The 19,504-nt window shown below is 71.9% G+C and carries 13 protein-coding genes and 1 pseudogene; 12 read left to right on the top strand and 2 right to left on the bottom strand.

Going from position 1 to position 19,504, the window contains the following annotated elements; genetic code table 11:
• The first annotated feature begins 30 nt into the window (after positions 1-30).
• The 8 genes and pseudogenes from pqqA (at position 31) to FKD65_RS46760 (ending at position 4,489) form a co-directional block, all read left to right on the top strand.
• Positions 31-192 (top strand): pyrroloquinoline quinone precursor peptide PqqA, encoded by a 162-nt coding sequence (gene pqqA, locus FKD65_RS41165; RefSeq protein ID WP_141585184.1) that lies wholly within the window; start codon positions 31-33, stop codon positions 190-192.
• A gap of 10 nt (positions 193-202) precedes the next feature.
• Complete coding sequence (gene pqqB, locus FKD65_RS41170; RefSeq protein WP_141585186.1) at positions 203-1,102, top strand: pyrroloquinoline quinone biosynthesis protein PqqB; 900 nt, start codon at positions 203-205, stop codon at positions 1,100-1,102.
• A complete protein-coding gene (gene pqqC, locus FKD65_RS41175) occupies positions 1,099-1,872 on the top strand; it encodes a pyrroloquinoline-quinone synthase PqqC (protein ID WP_141585188.1) in 774 nt (257 codons plus the stop codon). The genes pqqB and pqqC overlap by 4 nt, the downstream gene beginning before the upstream one ends.
• Complete coding sequence (gene pqqD / locus FKD65_RS41180; protein WP_205718456.1) at positions 1,862-2,155, top strand: pyrroloquinoline quinone biosynthesis peptide chaperone PqqD; 294 nt, start codon at positions 1,862-1,864, stop codon at positions 2,153-2,155. Before pqqC ends, pqqD begins: the two co-directional genes overlap by 11 nt.
• A complete protein-coding gene (pqqE, locus tag FKD65_RS41185) occupies positions 2,143-3,270 on the top strand; it encodes a pyrroloquinoline quinone biosynthesis protein PqqE (protein ID WP_141585192.1) in 1,128 nt (375 codons plus the stop codon). The genes pqqD and pqqE overlap by 13 nt, the downstream gene beginning before the upstream one ends.
• Positions 3,270-3,719, top strand: a complete 450-nt coding sequence (locus FKD65_RS41190; RefSeq protein WP_141585194.1) for a type II 3-dehydroquinate dehydratase — start codon at positions 3,270-3,272, stop codon at positions 3,717-3,719. The genes pqqE and FKD65_RS41190 overlap by 1 nt, the downstream gene beginning before the upstream one ends.
• Before the next feature lie 25 nt (positions 3,720-3,744).
• Positions 3,745-3,957: pseudogene (locus FKD65_RS46755) on the top strand (NADH:flavin oxidoreductase/NADH oxidase); the annotation flags it as partial.
• A 154-nt stretch (positions 3,958-4,111) separates the two neighbouring features.
• Entirely contained in the window at positions 4,112-4,489 is a 378-nt protein-coding gene (locus tag FKD65_RS46760; RefSeq protein WP_368367278.1) for a hypothetical protein, read from the top strand.
• An 87-nt stretch (positions 4,490-4,576) separates the two neighbouring features.
• Here FKD65_RS46760 and FKD65_RS41200 read toward each other — a convergent pair whose 3' ends face one another.
• Entirely contained in the window at positions 4,577-5,260 is a 684-nt protein-coding gene (locus tag FKD65_RS41200; protein ID WP_141585196.1) for a TetR family transcriptional regulator, read from the bottom strand.
• Positions 5,261-5,296: 36 nt separating this feature from the next.
• Positions 5,297-7,138: a bifunctional sugar phosphate isomerase/epimerase/4-hydroxyphenylpyruvate dioxygenase family protein gene (locus FKD65_RS41205; protein ID WP_141585199.1), complete on the bottom strand. Its 1,842-nt coding sequence runs from the start codon at positions 7,136-7,138 to the stop codon at positions 5,297-5,299.
• 794 nt (positions 7,139-7,932) lie between these two features.
• On the opposite strand from FKD65_RS41205, the gene FKD65_RS41210 reads away from it, so the two are divergent.
• Genes FKD65_RS41210 through FKD65_RS41225 form a run of 4 tightly spaced genes read left to right on the top strand, consistent with a single transcriptional unit; the run spans position 7,933 to position 19,494 of the window.
• Positions 7,933-9,111, top strand: coding sequence for a M91 family zinc metallopeptidase (locus tag FKD65_RS41210; RefSeq protein ID WP_168221359.1), 1,179 nt, complete (start codon positions 7,933-7,935; stop codon positions 9,109-9,111).
• Positions 9,112-9,126: 15 nt separating this feature from the next.
• Positions 9,127-13,191: a DUF6603 domain-containing protein gene (locus tag FKD65_RS41215; RefSeq protein WP_141585203.1), complete on the top strand. Its 4,065-nt coding sequence runs from the start codon at positions 9,127-9,129 to the stop codon at positions 13,189-13,191.
• Positions 13,188-15,404 (top strand): hypothetical protein, encoded by a 2,217-nt coding sequence (locus tag FKD65_RS41220; protein ID WP_141585205.1) that lies wholly within the window; start codon positions 13,188-13,190, stop codon positions 15,402-15,404. Before FKD65_RS41215 ends, FKD65_RS41220 begins: the two co-directional genes overlap by 4 nt.
• Complete coding sequence (locus FKD65_RS41225; protein WP_141585207.1) at positions 15,385-19,494, top strand: hypothetical protein; 4,110 nt, start codon at positions 15,385-15,387, stop codon at positions 19,492-19,494. The genes FKD65_RS41220 and FKD65_RS41225 overlap by 20 nt, the downstream gene beginning before the upstream one ends.
• Positions 19,495-19,504: the final 10 nt, after the last annotated feature.

Below are 19,504 nucleotides of genomic sequence, written 5' to 3' on the forward strand. Positions count from 1 at the left end.
ACCGGATCCATCAACGGAAGGGAAGCAGCGATGACCGCGCACACCACCGACACCGAGGCCGCGACCACCGAGACCAGGCAGGCCCGACCGGCGGCCCCGGCCGGTGAGCAGGGCTCCGCCTGGTCGACGCCCGGCTACCAGATCGTCGAGACCTCCATGGAGGTCACGGCCTACTTCGGCGCCGAGCTCTGACCTCGTGACGATGCGGGTGCGGATACTCGGCACCGCCGCGGGCGGCGGCGTCCCCCAGTGGAACTGCGCGTGCCACGGGTGCGCCGCCGCCCGCGCGCACCCGCGATGGCGCCGCCTGCACGCCTCGGTCGCGGTCGAGGCGGGCGAGGGCCGGTGGCACGTGGTGAACGCCACGCCCGACATCGCCGGGCAGATCGAATCGAGTGCGGCGCTTCGGCCGCAGTCCCGGGACCGGAGCCCCGTTGCGGGGGTCATCCTCACCGACGCCGAACTCGACCACACGCTCGGCCTCCTGCGGCTCCGGGAGGCGCAGTGCCTGCGGGTCACCGCCACCGCCACCGTCCGCGCCGCCCTGGAGCGCGGGTTGCGCCTCGATCGCGTCCTCGCTCCCTATGCCGACCTCGCCTGGACGGACCTGCCGGATGACGGGCCCGTCCCGCTGGACGGCTCCGGCCACCTGGAGATCAGGTGCGTGCGGGTGTCGGGCAAGCGCCCCCGCTATGCGGCCGCTCTCGACATCCCCGACGGCCCCTGGTCGGTGGCCCTTCACATCACCGACCGGGGCAGCGGCAGGAGCCTCGTATACGCCCCGGCGGTCGCGGACTGGTCACCCGGCCTCGCCGCCGCGCTCGCCGCCGCGGACTGCGTCATCGTCGACGGGACCTTCTGGGACGACGAGGAACCACGCCGGTCCGGCTTCACCCGCAAGACCGCCACCGAGACGGGTCACCTGCCGATCACCGGTCCCGGCGGGACGGCGGAGCGGCTCGCGGCGCTGCCCGCGGCCCGGCGCCTGTACACCCACCTGAACAACACCAACCCCCTCGTCGACCCGGGCCACGAGGGGCATCGCACCCTCGCGGCGATGGGCGTCGAGGTGGCACCGGAAGGCCTGGTGATCGAACTGTGAGCACGGCCCCGTCCCGTCCCGCGCGCGGCGGCTCCCGTACCCGCCCCTGGACGCCTGACGAGCTGGAGCGGCGCCTCCGCGAGACCGCCGCCGAGCGCTACCACCACCGGCACCCCTTCAACCTGCGCATGCACGAGGGCCTGCTGTCGCGGGAGGAACTGCGCTGCTGGATCCTCAACCGCTTCCACTACCAGCGCAACATCCCGATCAAGGACGCGATCATCCTGGCCAAGCTGGACAGCCGGGAGCTGCGGCGGAGCTGGATCCGGCGCATCCACGACCACGACGGCCGGGACGGAGACGGGGGAGCTCCCGACGACGCCGGCGGTATCGAGCGGTGGCTGCGGCTCGGCGAGGCCGCCGGGCTGGACCGCGTACTGCTGCTGTCGGGCGAGGGCGTCCTGCCCGCCGTGCGATTCGCCGTAGACGGATACCTCGACTTCTGCCGCCAAGGCTCGCCCCTCGAAGCCGTCGCGTCGTCGCTGACGGAGCTGTTCGCACCGGACCTCATGGTCACGCGCATCGGGGCCTGGGAGCGCCACCACCCGTGGATCGAGCCCGAGGGACTGCGCTACTTCCAGGTCCGGGTCCAGCAGGGCCGTCGCGACGCCGACGAGGCGCTCGCCCTCGTGCACCGGTGGACCGAGACCCGCGCCGACCAGGAGAAAGTCCTAGCGGCGTTCACCTTCAAGTGCGATGTCCTCTGGACTTTGCTGGACGCGGTGGAGCAGGCCTCCTCCGGGCGTACGGGGGCGGTCGGTGGCCGCTGACAGCGTTACGATCGCTCCCGGACCGGCGGCTCCCTGGCGGCCGGCTCTCGCCCGGTCCGTCCTCCTGCGGTACGACCGCGTCCGCGGCGCCGAACTCCTGCTCATGCCCGAACGCGCCGTCCTTCTCAGCGAGGAGGGCGGCCGCATCGTGCGGCTCTGCGACGGACGGCGCACCCTACCCGACATCATCGCCGAACTCGCCCGCGCCTACCCGGACGCCCCGCTCGACAGGGACGTCCCCGACTTCCTCACCAGGATCCGCACGGAGGGGTGGCTGCGTTGAACGACCCCGCCGCACCTTGGGCGCTGCTCGCCGAAGTGACCCACGCGTGCCCGCTGCACTGCCCCTACTGCTCCAATCCTCTGGAACTCGTCCGGCGCAGCACCGAGTTGACGGCGCACGAGTGGGCGCGCGTCTTCGCCGAGGCGGCCGGGCTCGGCGTCGTCCAGGCGCACCTCTCGGGCGGCGAACCGCTGCTCCGCGAGGACCTGGAGGAGATCGCGGCCGCGGCGGGGCGGGCGGGCGTCTACACCCAGCTCGTCACCAGCGGCCTCGGCCTGACGCGCGAACGGCTGGGCGCCCTGGCCGACGCCGGCGTCAACGGCGTCCAGCTCTCGGTGCAGGACGCGGACCGGACGAACTCCGACCTCATCGCCGGGCGCACCTCGTTCGCGGCGAAGGCCCGCGCAGCCGAGCTGATCCGCTCGTCCGGGCTGCCGTTCGGGCTCAACGTCGTCCTGCACCGGCACAATCTCGACCGCCTGCCCCAGATCCTGGAACTGGGCGCGCGCTGGGGCGCCGACCGGATCGAACTGGCCAACGCCCAGTTCTACGGCTGGGCGCTGCGGAACAGGACCGCCCTGCTGCCGTCGCGGGAGCAACTGGAGCGAGCCAAGGCCACGGTCGCCGAACACCGGATGGCCGGGGGCGGGCCGGAGCTCGTATGGGTGATGCCCGACTACCACGAAGGCGTGCCCAAACCCTGCATGGGCGGATGGGGAGCGCGTTCCATCACGGTCGCGCCCGACGGGACCGCACTGCCATGCCCGGCGGCGTACGCCATGGCGGACCTGCGCCCCCCGAACGTCCGCGACCGCTCGCTGGCCTGGATCTGGACCGAGTCCGAGGCGTTCAACGCGTACCGGGGAACCGGCTGGATGACCGGCCCGTGCCGGGAGTGCCCGCGCCGCGAGACCGACTTCGGCGGATGCCGCTGCCAGGCCTTCGCGCTCACCGGAGACGCCGCGCGCACCGACCCCGCCTGCTCCCTTTCCCCCGACCACGACCTCGTGCGCGAGCCCGCCATGGCCGCCGCCCGGGACGCGGGCGCGCGGCCCGGCTTCGTCTACCGCAGGCCCGGAGCCGCCGCGCGCCTCCCGGCGACACAGGAGCAGTGATGCACGTCGGCGTCCTCAACGGACCCAACCTGGACCGCCTCGGCAAGCGCCGCCCCGAAAGGTACGGGACGCGGACGCTGGCCGCCATCGTCGCCGACCTGGAGGCGGTCGCCGAGCGGCTCGGCGCGCGCGTCTCCCACGTCCAGTCCAACCACGAGGGCGCGCTGCTGGACTGGCTGCACGACCGGCAGGACGGTCTCGACGCCCTGATCGTCAACCCGGCGGGCCTGACGCCCTTCGGCAGGCCGCTGCGCGACGGGCTCGCCGACACCGGCCTGCCCCTCGCGATCGTCCACATCACCCAGCTCTACCGCTTCGAGGGCCGGGACGCGGTCGACCTCTTCCGCGACCTCGCCACCGTCTCCATCGCCGGGCTCGGCTGGCGCGGATACGGCGTCGCGCTGGAGTCCCTGTGCGGGAGCGCCGCCGAAACCGGCCGGGCGACATGAGGTACCCGGCAAGCCCCACGGCGAGATCACGCGGGCGTACGTCGACTACCTGGCGGCTCGCGCGGAGGGCGGAGCGGCACTGGTCTTCAGCGAGGCCTCCTACGTCCGGGCCGACGGCAAGGGACGCGCGCGCCAGGCGGGCGCCGCCGAGGACCGGCACACTCCCGGACTCGCCGCCCTGGCGGAGGCGGTCCATCGGCACGGCGCGTTGGCGGGCGTCGAACTCAACCACGGTGGACGCACGGTGCAGAGCCGGGTCAGCGGGCTGCCGCCGGTCGCGCCGGATCTTCCCGTGCTCGGTGAACCCGGACGCCGGCGCGGCCGAGTCCCGGCGGGGCCGGGCCGCCCGGCCGGCCTTGCGGCGTGGGCCGTCCGGCGGCGGCGTGGTCGTCGTGGGCGCGGGCCCGGCGGGCCTGGAGGCCGCCCGCCTGGCGGCCGGACGCGGGCCGAAGGTGCGCCTCATCGAACGGGAGAGCCGGGCGGCAGGTTCCGGCTGGCCGCCGCGCTCCACTGCAACCCCGGCCACCACCGCGTCCTCGACTGGTACGCAGGCGAACTCGACCGGCTGGGCGTGGAAGTCCGCACCGGCGCCGCGGTGGACGCGGCGGTCCTCGCCTCGCTGCGGCCGGACGCGGTCATCGTCGCCACCGGACGCGCGCCCCGCCTTCCCGAGGTCGAGGGCGCCGGACTCCCGCGCGTCGCCCACATCGCGGAGTGGCTCAGGGAGGGCGGCCGATCACCGGACCAGTGCACGATCTGGGGCGCCATAACTCCCTGGGGACCGGTTCTCCGGGACGCGGTGTCGGTCGCCGACGCCTTCCCCGCCGGGATCGGCCGACCGGCGGACGCTCGCCCGACTACCCCCGGCCTTCCCGGGGTTCTCCGCGCCCGGCACCGGTCAGGTAGGCGACGACCATGTCGCCGATCATCTCGCGGTGCCGTTCCCGGTGCTCCGGCGCCGTCATGTCGCGGCCGAACAGGACCCCGAACGTGTACTGGTTGGCGATCCGGAAGAAGCAGAACGAACTGATCATCATGTGCACGTCGACGGCGTCCGCGTCGGCGACGAAGTCGCCGCTCGCGCGGCCGGCGTCGAGGATCTGCGAGATCAGGTCGGCGGCCGGGCCGCTGAGGTCGGCGAGGATCCGCGACTCGCGCAGGTGCTCGGCCCGGTGGATGTTCTCGATGCTGACGAGCTTGATGAAGTCGGGATGCGCCTCGTGGTGGTCGAAGGTGAGCTCGGCCAGTGTGCGGATCGCCTCCACCGGTGCCAGATGCCGCACGTCGATGGCGGACTCCAGCTTCCTGACCTCGGCGTAGGCCTTCTCCAGCACGGCGAGGTACAGCTTTTCCTTGCCGCCGAAGTAGTAGTAGATCATCCGCTTGGTGGTGCGCATGAGCGCCGCCATGTCGTCCACCCGGGCACCGGCGTAACCGTGCCGCGCGAATTCCCGCTGAGCGACGTCCAGGATCTCCGCCCGGGTGCGGTCGGCGTCGCGCTGACGCTCTCCCGAGGCGGGTGTGACGGACCGCGTCGACATGTGACTCCGCAAAGGTGGTGGCTGACGGACCAGATCCTATTGTGGCCCGCGGCGGGTTCGGCGGGCGTGCTGCGCGGCGAGCCGGACCGGCGCGTTGGCCGCGCCGTACCCCCGGTAGCCGCCCAGCCGCTGGACGATCTCGAAGAACACCCGGCCGATGGTCGCGGTGTAGAAGTGCAGGAACTCCCCGCAGTCGTCCCGGTCGTAGAGCAGCCCGAGTTCCCGGAGCAGGAGGTGCCGGTCCGCGCCCAGGTCGTACCGGGCTTCGAGGTCGTCGTAGTAGTTGTCCGGAACGGCGAGCGTCGCGGCCCCCGCCGCACGCATCCGTCGCGCGGTCGCCACGATGTCCGCGCTCGCCAGCGCCACGTGCTGCCATGCCAGGTCGTACCTGCCGTCGTGCGCCCCGACATAGGCCACGTTGAGCGCCACTCGGACCCCGCCGTCCTCGGTGGACACCGCACGGCTGCGCATCAACCCGTAGGGGTCGGGCAACTCCAGGCTGTCGTGCGGCCGGAGCCCGAGCACGCTCCGGTAGAACAGGGACGCCTCGTCGAAGTGGTGCCAGGGCTGGGTGAGCGCCACATGGTCGATATGTGTGATCTCGCCCGTCGTCGCACCGGCGGGACGGCGGTCCCGCGCGAAGTCGTCGGTCCAGCTCGAATGGTCCGGCCGGGCCGTGCGGCAGAAGAACACCTCGGTCCCGTCCGGCGCCGCGACGGCGTCCAGCGGCGCTTCCCGAGGACCGCGCAGGCGGGGCAGGACGGGGGCCAGGAGCGCCTCGGCGCGCTTGACCGACGCGGCCGGGTCGGGCGTCTCCAGCCCGATGGCGCCGAGCGCCGGCCCGTCCGGGCCCTCCGCGCTCCCGCTGTTCACCAGAACGCGCGCCGCCCCCTGCTCCCACAGCTCCACCGGTTTGCCGGTGTGCCGCCCGCCGCGGACGAAGCCCAGCGCGTCCAGTACCTCGCCGACCGGCCCGTCCGACGGCACGGCCAGCTCGGCGAAAGCGAACCCGGTCGGCGCGACCGGAGGGGGGAGCGCCCCGCCGGCGGACGCCGAACCGCCCGCTCGCCGCGCGACCTCCTCCTCCAGGGCGAGGAGGGACCTCATGGCGTCCTGCGCGGTGCGCATCGCCGCGGCCTGCCGGAAGATGTCGTTGAAGACCTCGAGCGACAGGGGGCCGTCGTACCCGGTCCGCAGGACGTGCTCGACGAGCCCCGTCACGTCCAGGTCCCCCTGCCCGGGGAAGCAGCGGTAGTGCCGGCTCCAGTAGAGGACGTCCATCGGCAGCGTCGGCGCGTCCGCGAGCTGGAGGAAGAATATCTTGTCGCCGGGAATCGTGCGGATCGCGTAGGGGTCGACGTCGCGGGCCAGGATGTGGAAGCTGTCCAGGCACACCCCCAGGTTGGGGTGGTCGGCGGCGCGAACGATCCGCCAGGCGTGGAAGTAGTCGTCGACGTGTCGCCCCCAGGCGAGCGCCTCGTAGGCGATCTCGATGCCGTGTTCCGCGGCACGCTCCGCGAGCAGCCCCAGTTGCTCGGCGGCGAGGGCGTCGTCGTCGATCGCCGCGGGGGAGACGTTCGAGCAGACGAGTAGCCGCGCGGCCCCGAGCCGCTCCATCACGGCGAACTTGTGCTCCGCGCGCCGCAACCCGGCGGCCAGCACGTCGGGCGGCACCGCCTCGAAGTCGCGGAACGGCTGGTAGAGGTCGATGGCCAGGCCGAGGTCGGCCGCGCGGCGGCGCACCTCCTCAGGGCTCATGTCGCTGCCGAGAAGATCGTTCTCGAAGATCTCGACCCCGTCGAACCCCGCGGCCCCGATGGCCGTCAGCTTGTCGGCCAGCGTGCCGCTGAGCGACACGGTCGCGATTGACCTGCGCATACCGCGATGCGCCCTCCTCTTATGGACGAACTAGTACGTTACTCTAACATTCGCCTCGGCCCCAGGGCACGGGACCTCCACGGGTGACCGACGGGATTCGCCGATCCCGCTCCTCATCACCGCGTTCGATGAGGTGTTCAAGGCTGATGGGCTCCGGGTGGTTCGAACCCAGTGTCGCCCATCTCAAGTTTCCGCAGGTCAGAGCGTTTTCAGTAGTGTGATCCGGGTGTCCCGGTGAGCGCTTCGTAGTCTCGGAGCCAGCCGGGGAGCCAATTCGTACGCTTCGCCAGATTCCCGATGCGCTCACGCAGGGGGTCGATCATCCTGAGTGCGCCATCCGGGGGGTGCGGTCGGCGGTGAAAGCCGCACTTGCTGCTTTGGAGGACCTCGTTGGCTCGCTCGGATCCGCGTTAGCTAGAAGTGACTGGAGAATTAATTGCGGCAGCCTCAAAGTTTAATGTGCTCGCGCTAATGTTGGCGTCATAGCTCGCAGTGTCGACGAGAATTACTTCTGCGCCTTGGCTCGGCCGTGCGCTCCATAAGGAGTATCCGGTAGGCAGTTCGGCCATCTTCGGAACCAAGTCTTAATGGCCTTTTGCTGGATAGGTGTTGGGATTCGCGCCTGATAATGCCCGCTGCGCCTCTGCGGACTGGCGGCATTCTCTGGGAGGGGAACGGTCATGGCCTGCACGCTCCCGTGGGGCCAACGGCTGCGAGACTACATCAGCCAGTTCGTCTACCCGCGCCCTCCGGCCGGCGCCGTATACGGTTACCGCTGGCAGCCAGGTAAAGGCATGCCGAACGCACTGAACATCTATGACGTGATGAGCGGCAGCGTCCCGCCCGGGCTCTACATCGCTTTTACCGGGACCGCCCTGGACGTCACAGCGGACTACTTCGGGCGCACCGCCGGGCCCGGGCCCGTCTTCGCGGCACCAGGAGCGGTGTCCGCGGCGTTGGACGCCCTCGTCGCATCCGTGGCACGCAACCCGCCGTTAGGCGAGAGCCTTGTCTGGAAGACCCCCGACCAGGTTCGGCTCCGCGACGTCGACGGTTACTTGAGCTACGTTGCGCTCTGCCTCGATCTCATCGGCCAGACGAACGCCGGACATCAGCTGTTGAACGACCTCAGCGCCGATCCGGCCAGGACGACCCTCATCACACCGGGGCTTGCCGGCAATCAGACCGGTGGCGGTGGTGACTCGGCCGTGACCACTCTGACCCGGGAACTCGCCGAGTACGCGCGAGGCGGTCCCGTTCCCAAAGCCGCCATTGACGCGGCGGTCCGGAGCGCCTACGGCGGCAACGGCCCAGCCGAGTACGACCGGCTCGCGACGGCCATGAACGCGGCGCCGCTGTACACGCTGTTCGATACCGCCGCCAACTTCCAGCACGCCTATCTGCAGCACAACTTCGAGTACCACGGCGGCCCGCTCACCGGCAACGATCTGCATGGCTGGGTCAGCCCGGCGGGCCACGCGGCCTTCGAGACCGCCTTGCGTGCCATGAGCGTGCCGGCCGCCGACGGGGTCGCCCCGCTGGAGTTCTTCCTCCTCGCACTTGGCGTGGTGCTGCTCCCCGTGGCAGTGGCCGGAACGGGGAACGGGGCCCGGGTGGGCTTCTTCACCCAGAACGCCGACATGAACCACCACGACGACCCCGAATTCCGCCCACCGGCCATCGGGCTTGCGCACGAGCTGGTGCATGCGTGGCACTACACGCGCGGCAGGTCTCCCGGTTACGAGATCTATAGCTACGACACCACCGCGGCCGAGCTGAAGTTCACCGGAATCGGACCTTTCGCAGGGGATCCCGTCACCGAGAACGCCGTGCGCGGCGCTTGGGCGGCGGTACACGGGCTCGACCCGAGCAACACCTGGCCCCCGCCCGGCCCCGTCCAGCGCCCGGTCTACAGCCCGCTGCAGCCGAATGAGCAGATCGCCAAGGCGCGGCTGAACATGCGGTGCATCTGACGAGGCGGGGAACCCATGTCACTGCAGGACCTCCGAAGCGAGTTGGAGGCGCGGATCACCGCGGGGAGCCTGAGCTTCGCCGCGATCGGCGAGTCGGTCGCCGACTTCGGCCTGGTCATTGAGGAGCTGCCGCCGATCTCCGATCACCCGATCAGAGACGCACGGCTCACGCTGTCAGGTCAGGGGGCCGATGAGGTGCTGACCATCGCCGGCATCGTGGATTGGGAGCTGATGCCCGGGACGGGGGCCACGATCACGGTGTCGGCCGATCCCACTGCTACGGCGGGCCACGCCGTAGCGGTCACCCTGGCCGCGCCCGACACCGTCGCCCTCGATATGCCCGGCGTGCCCTGGCTGTCGCTCGGGCGCTTCCAGATCCGCGCGCGGACCGAGCCGGCCACCGCGCGGGGGACCGGGCTCGTCCCCCAGGCTTCGCTGGCGCTCGCCACCACAGTGCTGATCGCCGGTGACGGGAGCAGGACCCCGATCCCGATCGTGATCGGCGCCGATCCCATCGGCGCCCTTCTGGCCAGCCTGGACACCTCCGCGGTCGTCCTGCCCACGATCAACGATGCGCTCGCGGTCTTCGGCGGCGGGGCCCATGCCATCCGCCTCCCGGCGACCATCGACGATCTCCCCGGGTTCTCGTTGCGGCAGTTGCTGATCGGATTCGACCCGGCCGCGCGGACGCTGAAGCAGATCGGGGTGCGGATCGGCAAGGACGCCGAAGGCGGCGCCGGATGGCCGATCATCCCCGGCCACTTCACGCTGGACCGCTATGCCATCGACCTGGACATCACCGACCCGATGGGCACCGCGAAGGTAGGCGGACAGATCACCGCCGTGGGCAAGCTCGGGTCGGTCGACATCGGCGTGTCCGCGCTTCACCCGGCCACGGGCGGCTGGAAGTTCAGCGGCTATCTGGGCAAAAGCAGTGGCGTCCCGATCGGGCACCTCGTCGGAGGGCTGGCCGCGCAGTTCGGCGTCACCCTGCCGGAGGCGCTGGCCTCGTTCACGCTGAACGACTTCGAGTTCGCCTTCGACACCGCTACCCACGACGCCAGCGGGCGTTTCGGCCTGGACTTCGACGTCAACGGCACACCGGTCGGCCTGACCGTGATGACGGCCTTCACCCGTGATCAGGCCGAGGGCGGCTACTCCGTGGTCGTCGACGGCTCGCTGCGGGTGGGCGAAGCCACGTTCACGCTGGCGTTCGGCAAGTCACCGTCAACGTTCACCGCCTCGTGGGAGGACGCCGAGTCGCCCCTCGGCTTCGCCGACCTCGCCGCCTGTTTCGGCTTCACCGACGTACCGCCGATCCCGGAGGCGCTCGATCTCGACCTGGTCGCGGCGACGCTCAGCCATGACTTCGGCGACGGGACGCTGGTGATCACCGCGGTGTCGAAGAACCCGTACTACGGCAGCGCCGTGTTCGTGGCCCGGGCCGGGGCGTACTTCTTCGGTCTCCTGGTCCCCGGGACGGTCGACCTGACCGACCTGCCGCTCATCCACGGTGTGCTGGGCCGGGACCAGAGCGTGGGCATCCGCGACATCCAGGTGGTGATCGCCTCCGAGCACCTGGACGAGACCGCCGCTGCGGCGGTCAACATGCTGCTCGGGCAGCCGAGCCTGCCGCAGGTGCCGGCGAAGGGCATGGACGCGGGGTTGGCGCTCTCGCTGTCCTTCCAGGCCGGCGACTACACCGCGCCGCTCAGCCTGGCCATCGCCGCGCCGGGCGCCGAGAGGGCCGCCGGGCCCGCTGCCATTCCTCCCGAGCAACCCGTCCCGGGACCGGGCAGCCCCCTGGTTCCGGCCGCGCCGTCGGGACGGACCTACTGGTACAGCCTGCAGAAGCAGTTCGGCCCGGTCACCTTTCAGAAGATCGGCATCCGCTACCGCAGCTCGGGTGACGGCCAGGACGCGACTCTGGCCGTCCTCATGAATGCCGAGCTCGGGGCGGGCGGCCTGGCCATCACGGTCCTCGGCCTGGGCGCCGAGTCGCCGCTGACCACTTTCCGACCTGGCTTCACCATCGACGGCCTGGCCATCACCTACGCCGAGGGGCCGGTGGCGCTCAGCGGCGCGCTGGTCGGCGCGATCGAGCCGAGGGTCGAGTTCTACGGCGAGCTGGTCCTCGGCGCCGGGGAGCTGCAGATGGCCGCGCTCGGCGGCTACACCGAGGTCGAGGGCCATCCGTCGTTCTTCCTGTACGCGGTGCTGGACTACCCGATCGGCGGACCGGCCTTCCTCTTCGTCACCGGTCTGGCGGCGGGCTTCGGCTACAACCGCCGGCTGGTGACTCCATCGGTCGAGCAGGTGGCGGCGTTCCCGCTGGTCCGGTGGGCGCAGGGCGCCGGCGGGCCGCCGATGAACCCCGGCTCCATCGCCGAAGCCGTGGCCGAGGTCGTCAGTGAACTGTCGGGCTCCGGCGTGGTCGCCCCGTCGGTCGGCGACCACTGGCTGGCCCTCGGGGTACGGTTCACCTCCTTCGAGCTGGTCCACTCCTTCGCGCTGCTGACCGTCGAGCGCGGCCGCCAGTTCGAGGTCGACCTACTCGGCCGGTCGACGGTGCAGCTGCCGCCTGCGCCTGCCTCGCCGATGGCGCGCGCCGAGCTGGCACTCAAGGCGGCCTTCGTTCCGGACGAGGGGACGCTCTCGGTGAGCGGCCTGCTCACCCCCGAGTCGTTCGTGCTGTCGCCCGACTGTCACCTGACCGGCGGGTTCGCTCTGGCGGCCTGGTTCAGCGGCGACCACGCGGGCCAGTTCGTGATCAGCCTGGGCGGCTACAGCCCGCGCTTCGACAAGCCCGCTCACTACCCTGCCGTTCCTCGCCTGGGTCTGGCCTGGGCGGTCAGTGACGAGCTGACCGTCCGAGGCGACCTGTACTTCGCGCTGACCTCCAGCGCGGTGATGGCCGGCGGCAGGTTGTCGGCGGTGTGGCAGGGCGGCGGGATCCGGGCCTGGTTCGAGGTCGAGGCCGACTTCGTGCTGGTGTTCGAGCCGTTGCACTACCACCTCTCGGCCGGCGTCCACCTGGGCGCATCGTTCAGCGTGAACCTGCTGTTCACGTCTTTCACCGTGAGCGTCCACCTGGGTGTGACCCTGGAGCTGTGGGGACCGGCCTTCACCGGCCGGGCGGTGGTCGACCTGTCCATCATCTCGTTCACGATCGGCTTCGGCTCCAGCGGCAGGAACACCGCCACGACCATCGGCTGGGCGGATTTCCTGGACAAGTTCATGCCGAGTGCCGCGCCGCAGCCCGGTCCGGCGGACGGGCTGCCCCGTGGCCGCCGGATCCCGCGGCCACTGACCGAGGGGTACGGCGGCACGATGGCCGCCGACGGCGGCAAGCCCGTGGCGATCGTCCAGATCGTGCCGCAGGGCGGCTTGGTCAAGCGCCTCAGCGACACCGACGGCGACCTCAACTGGGTGTTCAACGGCGAAGAACTGCGGCTGGCCACCGCGACGGCCATCCCGGTCAAGGACTGGGAGTTCAGCGACAACGTGCGGCTGGCACCCGACGCGCCCCCACCCAACACCGACTTCGGCGTCGGCCCGGTCGGCGTGGCCGGTGCCCGGTTCTCCTCCACGCACCGCATCGAGATCACGACCGGCGAGCCCAGCTTGTTCCGGGCCGACCCGGTGGTCGGCAACGTGCCCACCGCGCTTTGGCAGACCCGCGACTTCGACCACAACGCCGTGCCGAAGAACCTGGACCCGCTGAACGGGACCACCGTGGAGGGGGTCTACACCGGCTTCACACTGACGCCGCTGGCCACCTCGAGGGAGCACACCCTGCCGATCCCGGTCGCCGACCTCGACTACGCGGTCGCCTCGCCGATCCGCGACATCGCCTGGACCGACGCGACCGGACCGGCCACCGACCCCTTCGGCGGGCAGACCGTCTGGGAGACGATCGGCGCGCCCGGCCCGCAGGCCGTCCGCGGCCGGCTGGCCGCGGCCGTCGCCGCGCAGGGATGGCCGGTTCCCGCCCCCGCCGACGTGACCGAGCTGGCCGGCAAGGCCGTCTACGACCTGCTGGCCGACCCGGTCCTGCGACTGCTGGGGGAGCAGCGTTGATCAACATCGGCAGGGCGGCGCGCGGCACGGGCCCGCGGCCCGTGGCGCCGGCGGAGCGGCTCGTCACCTTCGTCGAGAACCAGGCTCCGGCGGTCAAAGCCGGGGAGTACACGATCATCGCCCGGCAGTCCACCAACCAGGACGACCGGCCGCCGTTCGAGTACACGCGCCGGTTCGCGGTCGCGGGGGAGCGGTTCGCGATCGACCCGGCCGAACTGGACGCGGTGTTCCCGCCCGACCTCGCCGTCGGCGAGCTGAGCGGGGTCCTGCCGCATGTCCTGTTGAGCCGCCGCACGCTGCCGTGGGAGCGCGGCAGCGTGGCAGGCCGCCCTGAGGCGCCTTGGCTGGCCGTCCTGCTGGTGGACGCCGAGCAGGCCCCGGTGCCGGTGCGGCGCACTGCCGCCGACCTGGTCCCGGACGGCACCATGATCACCGTGGCGGGCTCGGGCGAGACCGGGACGGGCACGCTGCCCCCCCGCTTCGCCTCCTGCCCCGGTCTGAACCGCCTGGACTACGGTGAGGCGCCCGACGACGCCTGCATGACCATCGACCTGAGCACCGAGTCGTTCAGCTCGGTCGCACCGTCCGCCGCCGACCTGCCGCTGCTGGCCCACATCCGGGAGACCGACACCGTCGACACCCACGACACCGCCGAGGGGAGCAGCGCGGTGGCGGTGGTGGTGGGCAACCGAGTGCCGCGTGACGGCGCCGCCGCCCGCGCCTACCTGGTCTCGCTGGAGAACATGGGTCCGCTGCTGCCCGACGACGACGGCAGGCCCTCGCCCGGGCTGGACGGCATCCGAACGGTAAGGCTGATCACCTACCGGTGGTGGACGTTCACTCCCGACGCGCACCAGGCCGCGTCGTTCGCCGAACTGCTGGACGCCGTCAACGCGGTGCCTGACGGCCAGGACGGTCCGCTGTCCAGCCTGCAGGTGCCGTTCACCGGTCCTCGGCCCACGCGCGCCGAGGTCCGGCAGGCCCTGAACGCCCAGGCGGCCGGCGACCTGACCGCGGCGGACGCCCTGACGCTGACGCACAACGCCTTCGCGCTGGGCTACGTGCCGCTGGTGCACCGGCTGCGCCGGGGCGGCCGAACGCTGTCCTGGTACCGCGGCCCGCTTGTCCCGCTGCCGGCGACCGCCACGGTGTCCACGCCGATCCCCTGTCCTGACGCGGTCAGCCGCTACGACCCGCAGACCGGCATGTTCGACGTGTCCTATGCCGCCGCCTGGCAGATCGGGCTGCTGCTGGCGCTGCAGAACCGCGGCTACGCCCTCGCCCTCTACAACTGGCGCCGGCGCCTGGCCGTCCAGGCCGCCGCCCAGGTCGAGCACGACGCCATCGAACAGGCTCTGGGCGACGCGTTTCCCAGCGTGCTCGGCGCCCGGGCAGCACGGCTGGCGGCAACCGCCGACGACCGGCCACCCGACGAGGTCGTGAACTGGCTGGCGAAACTGGCCCTGCTGGACGGCGTGCCGTTCAACTACCTGGTGCCCGACGAACGGATGCTGCCGCCGGAGTCGCTGCGCGTCTTCCACCTGGACCGCGCCTGGATCGACGCCCTCATCGACGGGGCGTTCAGCGTCGGACGGATCACGTCGGCGGACACCGCCCTGGACGCCGTCCGGCAGAGCTCGATGCGGACGCTGGTACACGGTCGCCGCCGGCTCGTCCGACGCAACCCGCGGCCCACACCACCATCGGCGGAGACCGGCGCCGTGTCGGAGGACTCCGGCTCGACCGAGATCACCGGATTCCTGGTCCGGTCCGCGGCGGTGGCCGGATGGCCCGCCGCCGCTGCCGCCGGCTGGGCCGACATCGAGCGGCGCATCCCGGTGGAGCTGCTGCGGTCGGTCCGGCTCGGCGACGACGTCCTGCTGGTCCTGTTCGACGGTGTGGTGCGGGCCGTGGCGCTGCACGAACCGCCGGGGCAACTGCACTGCGGGGTCGAAGGCGCCCCCGGTGCCCACACCACGACGCTTCGGGAGGTGACCGGCGACCGGCCGGGCCACCAGTACGACCCGCCCGAGGGCGTGGCGCCGGTGCCGACCCGCGCCGATCAGCGGACGATCCAGGCCGCGGCCTGCGCCGCCGGCATGAAGAACATCCTCAACACCCGGTTCGCGCAGGGGCTCAGCCGGTTCACCTCGGCCGAGTTCGCGTTGGAGATGGTCCAGGGGGTGGTCGAAGTTGAGTTCAGGCAGCGCTGAGGCCGGCACCACGCTGGTCGTGCCGCTCGACGTGGCCGGCCTGTGCGTCGGCCGGGACGACGCGCAGCAGGCGACCGGCCGGTTCGCCGGAGCGACCGCCGTGTACACCGATCAGACGACTCCCACGCGCGACGCCTTCCTGGGGGGCAACGTCAACCGCAACCTGGCGGACCCGCCCTGGGACCAGCTTGAGGAGGGAGTGCACCTGCATTGGGCGCTCCCCGACGGGTTGACCAGGGGTGGCGGCCCCGGCCATGAGCTGGACTTCCCAGCCGTGCCGGACCGCTGGCTGGTCACCCGCCTGTCCATCGAGGGCGGGACGCCGGTGGCGGCCCGGTCCTGGCTGGTCCACAGCGACGCGCTGAGCGCCGCCCCGCCGCCGCCCGGCGTCTCGTCGGTCACGCTGCCGGTGCGTCCCACCTCGCAGCTGCCGAACACCTTCGCCTACCTCGGCCATTCCTACGACATCACCCAAGGCTGGGTGGCCGAGCGTGCGTTGGGCGGGCCGGACATCGCGCAGGCGGCGGGCGTGACGCTGAACGCGGTCAGCAACGGCGAGGTGGGATTCGCCGCCTACTATCCCAGCTGCCGCGGTGTGTTCGGCTTCCACGACGCCCTGGAGGACATGGCCCCGCCCGGCGGCCGGCCCGCGCGGCTGGCCTACGCGGTGACCGGCTGGTACGGCGATCCGGCCGCCGACCCGGTCCAGCCCGGCACCACCCCGCAGCAGCTCCAGGCGGCACGCGGCTGGACGTTCGCGGCGACCGGCCCGGCACCGCACGGCAGCGTGTACGCGGGCGTGTTGCAGGGCATCTCGTGGAGCCCGGACGTCCGCTACGTCGCGGGGCGGCCGGTGCAGCGCCCGCTGCCGGCCAGGGTGGCTGTCGGCAACACCGCCGCCGAGGCGCTCTCCGCCTACTTCACCGCCCGCGACCGGCCGGACGACCCGCTGTTCGAGACTCTGCTGAACGGCTTCCAGTACGGGTTGATCGAGTCGTTCAAGCAGCCCTCGCCCGGCGGTCTCACGCGCCTCCGGGAAGCGGTGCACGACCAGCGCTTCGCGGGCGGCGACGGCGGGACCGTCTACTCAATCGTCGCCACCGAGGGTCCCCGGGCCGGCTCCGGTGAGCTGATCGATCTGCCCGCCCCGCTGGCGGACGCTCTCGATCGGCTCAACGTGCTGCGGGAGCAGGCCGACCAGTGCGCCTTCCACGCCGACTGGTACCGCTGGCAGATGTTCGCCGACTGGTACCGGATCTTTGAAATCGCGCCCGACCGGCAGGCCGAGGCCTACGCCGTCGCCGCCCGGCGCTACGGCGGCTGGGAGGCGCTCAAGGCCAGGTGCGACAGTACGGCCGCGGCCGCCCAGGAGCAGTACGAGCTGGTGAACGGCATGCTCTTCCCGGACATGCGGCTGCGGGCCGGACCGGCGTGCGCCTTCGTCCAGCCGAGTGATCCGGCCGTGCTGATCACAGGCGACGCGGTCGACTTCCCGGCCCGCTACGGCGGCGACGGGCGATTCACGGTCGAGGGCCATCTGGTCTGCCGGACCGGCGGCGACCTGCTCACCTCCGTCACGGTGGGTGATGCCACGCTGGAGGCCGGTGCTCTGACCGGGATCAGTGCCCCGGCCGGGCTGCCCCGTCCCGAACTGCTCACGGCGCTGCTGCGGGAGGGCTGCCTCCTCAACACCGTGCTGCTGGCCGCCCTGACCGGGCGCGCCGACGCCGATCTGCGCCGAGCACTGCGGGCCGCCTTGGAGGGCACGCCGCAGGAGGCCTGCTCCTTCGCCGGCACGCCGCCTTCGCCGGTCGGCGTGGCCTGGCAGCCCGCCGACCAGTGGCTGCCGGTCTACGCCCACTGGGAGATCGGCTACCTGCCGCTGGCGCCGACGGAACGCGGCGGCGAACCCGTCGACTACGACTCGCGGGTGGTCAACGCCAATTACCGCCTCGACCAGGATGCGGGCGGTACGTTCGACTACGCGCCCGACGGCGGCAAGGGCAGCATCACGATCGACCCGGCCAGGTCCGGGTTCCCGCAGAGCTACACCGGGACCGGAAACCTGACCCCGACCCCGGCGGCCACCCTGGCCAGATCGCTGAACGGCTACCTGGCCTCGCATGCCGACCGGACGCTCAGCGACATCCTGGCGGAGCTGACAGGCGGGGCGGGCTTTGTGGTGGCGCCGCTCAACGGCCTGTCCGATGCGCTGCTCCAGCGGTTCCCCGGCATCCAGCTCGGTGTGCGGGTGCCGGCCGGCAGCGAGTACGAAGAACTGACCCGGGCGATGGCGCCGATCATCGGCGCCGCGCCGCAGGCGGGAGGTCCGGACTTCAACGCGCCGTTCAACCCGCTGCGGGCCGGCTACCTCACGCTGAAGCTCACCCTGGTGGACGTCTTCGGTCAGAAACGGACCGTCGACTGCGGGGACATGGCCTGCGCGGAGTCCATGCGCACCGTGGCCGGCGGCAGGCCGGTCCCGTCGGTCGCCCAGCTATCGCCGCGGATCGCACAGCCCAGCCGGCTCGCGTTCCGGTGGCTGGCCGCCGACGGCAGCGGGAGCGAGGAGATGACCGGGAACCCGGCCACCACGCCGGTGTGCGGCTGGCTGGTGCCCGGCCACCTGGACAGTTCCCTGGCCATATACGACCAGCAGAGCCGCGCCCTGGGCACGCTGTCGCCCACCCACGGTGGGCCAGCCGAGGTGGCCTGGCAGACCGCGCCCGGCAACACCGCGGGGCTGGGCCAGGATCTGGCGACCGCGATGGCCTTCCAGAACCCGCGGCTCGCACAGGTGGCGCTGGCGCTCGGCGGCCCGCGGGCCACCAGGGCCCACTTCCAGGCCATGTGGAAGCTGATCGACACGGTCGGGGAGCGCGTCGAACCGGGCCCCCTGACCACCGACTCGGATCTGTCGGTGCTGGTAGGGCGGCCGGTGGCCATCGTGGCGGCGGCACTGCGCCTGGAGCTCAAGGGCGCGGCCTTCCTGGACCTGGGCTGGGATCGGGCGGGGCAGGACTCCGACGCGGCGCTCACCGGGGTCCGGTTCCCGGTCACCGTCGGTGACCTGGCCAAGCTGTCGGACGGCCTCATCGGCTTCTACCGCCAGGCCGTCCCCGCCGGTGACTACGACATGAACACCTTCTACTCCCAGGGCGCCGAGGCGGGTAGCACCTCGCGGATCGTCCGTCCCACCCAGGAGACCCTGCTGCTGCGACCGGCTCCGCCGCTCGACCCGGGGGGCGAGCACGAACCGCCTGACCTGGCAGCGCTGACCCAGCACGTGCTGATGCTGGTCGATCCGCGTGCCCAGGTGCACGCGACCACCGGCATCCTGCCCACCGCAGCGCTGGCGTTGCCGCCAGAGCAGGGCCAGGCCACGGCGAGCGTACTGGACCTGTCCCTGTTCGCCGCCCCCGTACTGGGCGGTGCCACCGAGCTGGCGATCCCGGTTCCGGCCGAGGCCGGCTACGCCGTCTCCTACGCCGAGGTGGGGCACGATCGGCAGGGCGTCCTGAACTGGGTGGTGACGCCCGAGATCACTGATCCGCGGGGAGAGGCGGTATGGGCCTACTCCCCGCAGGAGGTGCGCGAGGGCTGGCTGCGACTCAACCCGGTAGTCCTGGAGTTCGTATTCGCCGACGCGGCCGGGCGACCGCTGGTCCATGACGGGCGGCCCAACGACCTGACGCTCACGGTGATCAACCGGGCCGGACGGCGGGTGACGTTCCTGCCGGGCGCGCCGGTCGCCGAAGGCGAGCCTCCTGGGGGCTCGGTGTTCTTCCTGCACTTCGGCACGCTCGTCGCCCAGGACGCGGTGGCGCGGATCAGCCTCACCGCGCCGGGATGGAGCTTCCGGACGTTCAGCAGCGCCGAGTACGGGACGTACTGGGCGGCGGCCGCGGACGCCGCGGTGCCGCTGGCTCCGGGTGAACGGCTGCAGGTCGCCGTGACCGGCCTGGTGCCCGGTTCGTCGGCCGCGCAGGCCCAGGTCCGGGCCGGCTACCACCTCGTCGAAGGCATCGACGACGGAGTATGGACCGGCACCCTGACGGTCGCGCGGGCGGCCCCGAAGCCGGCCCGCTAGAACCCGCGAC

This window comes from Actinomadura sp. WMMA1423 (genome assembly GCF_006547145.1).
Classification (GTDB): Bacteria; Actinomycetota; Actinomycetes; order Streptosporangiales; family Streptosporangiaceae; genus Spirillospora.

Bases quoted from the DNA above. Each gene is read 5' to 3' on its own strand.
- pqqA (WP_141585184.1), top strand. From the start codon at position 31: ATGACCGCGCACACCACCGACACCGAGGCCGCGACCACCGAGACCAGG.
- pqqB (WP_141585186.1), top strand. From the start codon at position 203: ATGCGGGTGCGGATACTCGGCACCGCCGCGGGCGGCGGCGTCCCCCAG.
- FKD65_RS41190 (WP_141585194.1), top strand. From the start codon at position 3,270: ATGCACGTCGGCGTCCTCAACGGACCCAACCTGGACCGCCTCGGCAAG.
- FKD65_RS41200 (WP_141585196.1), bottom strand. From the start codon at position 5,260: ATGTCGACGCGGTCCGTCACACCCGCCTCGGGAGAGCGTCAGCGCGAC.
- FKD65_RS41205 (WP_141585199.1), bottom strand. From the start codon at position 7,138: ATGCGCAGGTCAATCGCGACCGTGTCGCTCAGCGGCACGCTGGCCGAC.
- FKD65_RS41210 (WP_168221359.1), top strand. From the start codon at position 7,933: ATGCCGAACGCACTGAACATCTATGACGTGATGAGCGGCAGCGTCCCG.
- FKD65_RS41215 (WP_141585203.1), top strand. From the start codon at position 9,127: ATGTCACTGCAGGACCTCCGAAGCGAGTTGGAGGCGCGGATCACCGCG.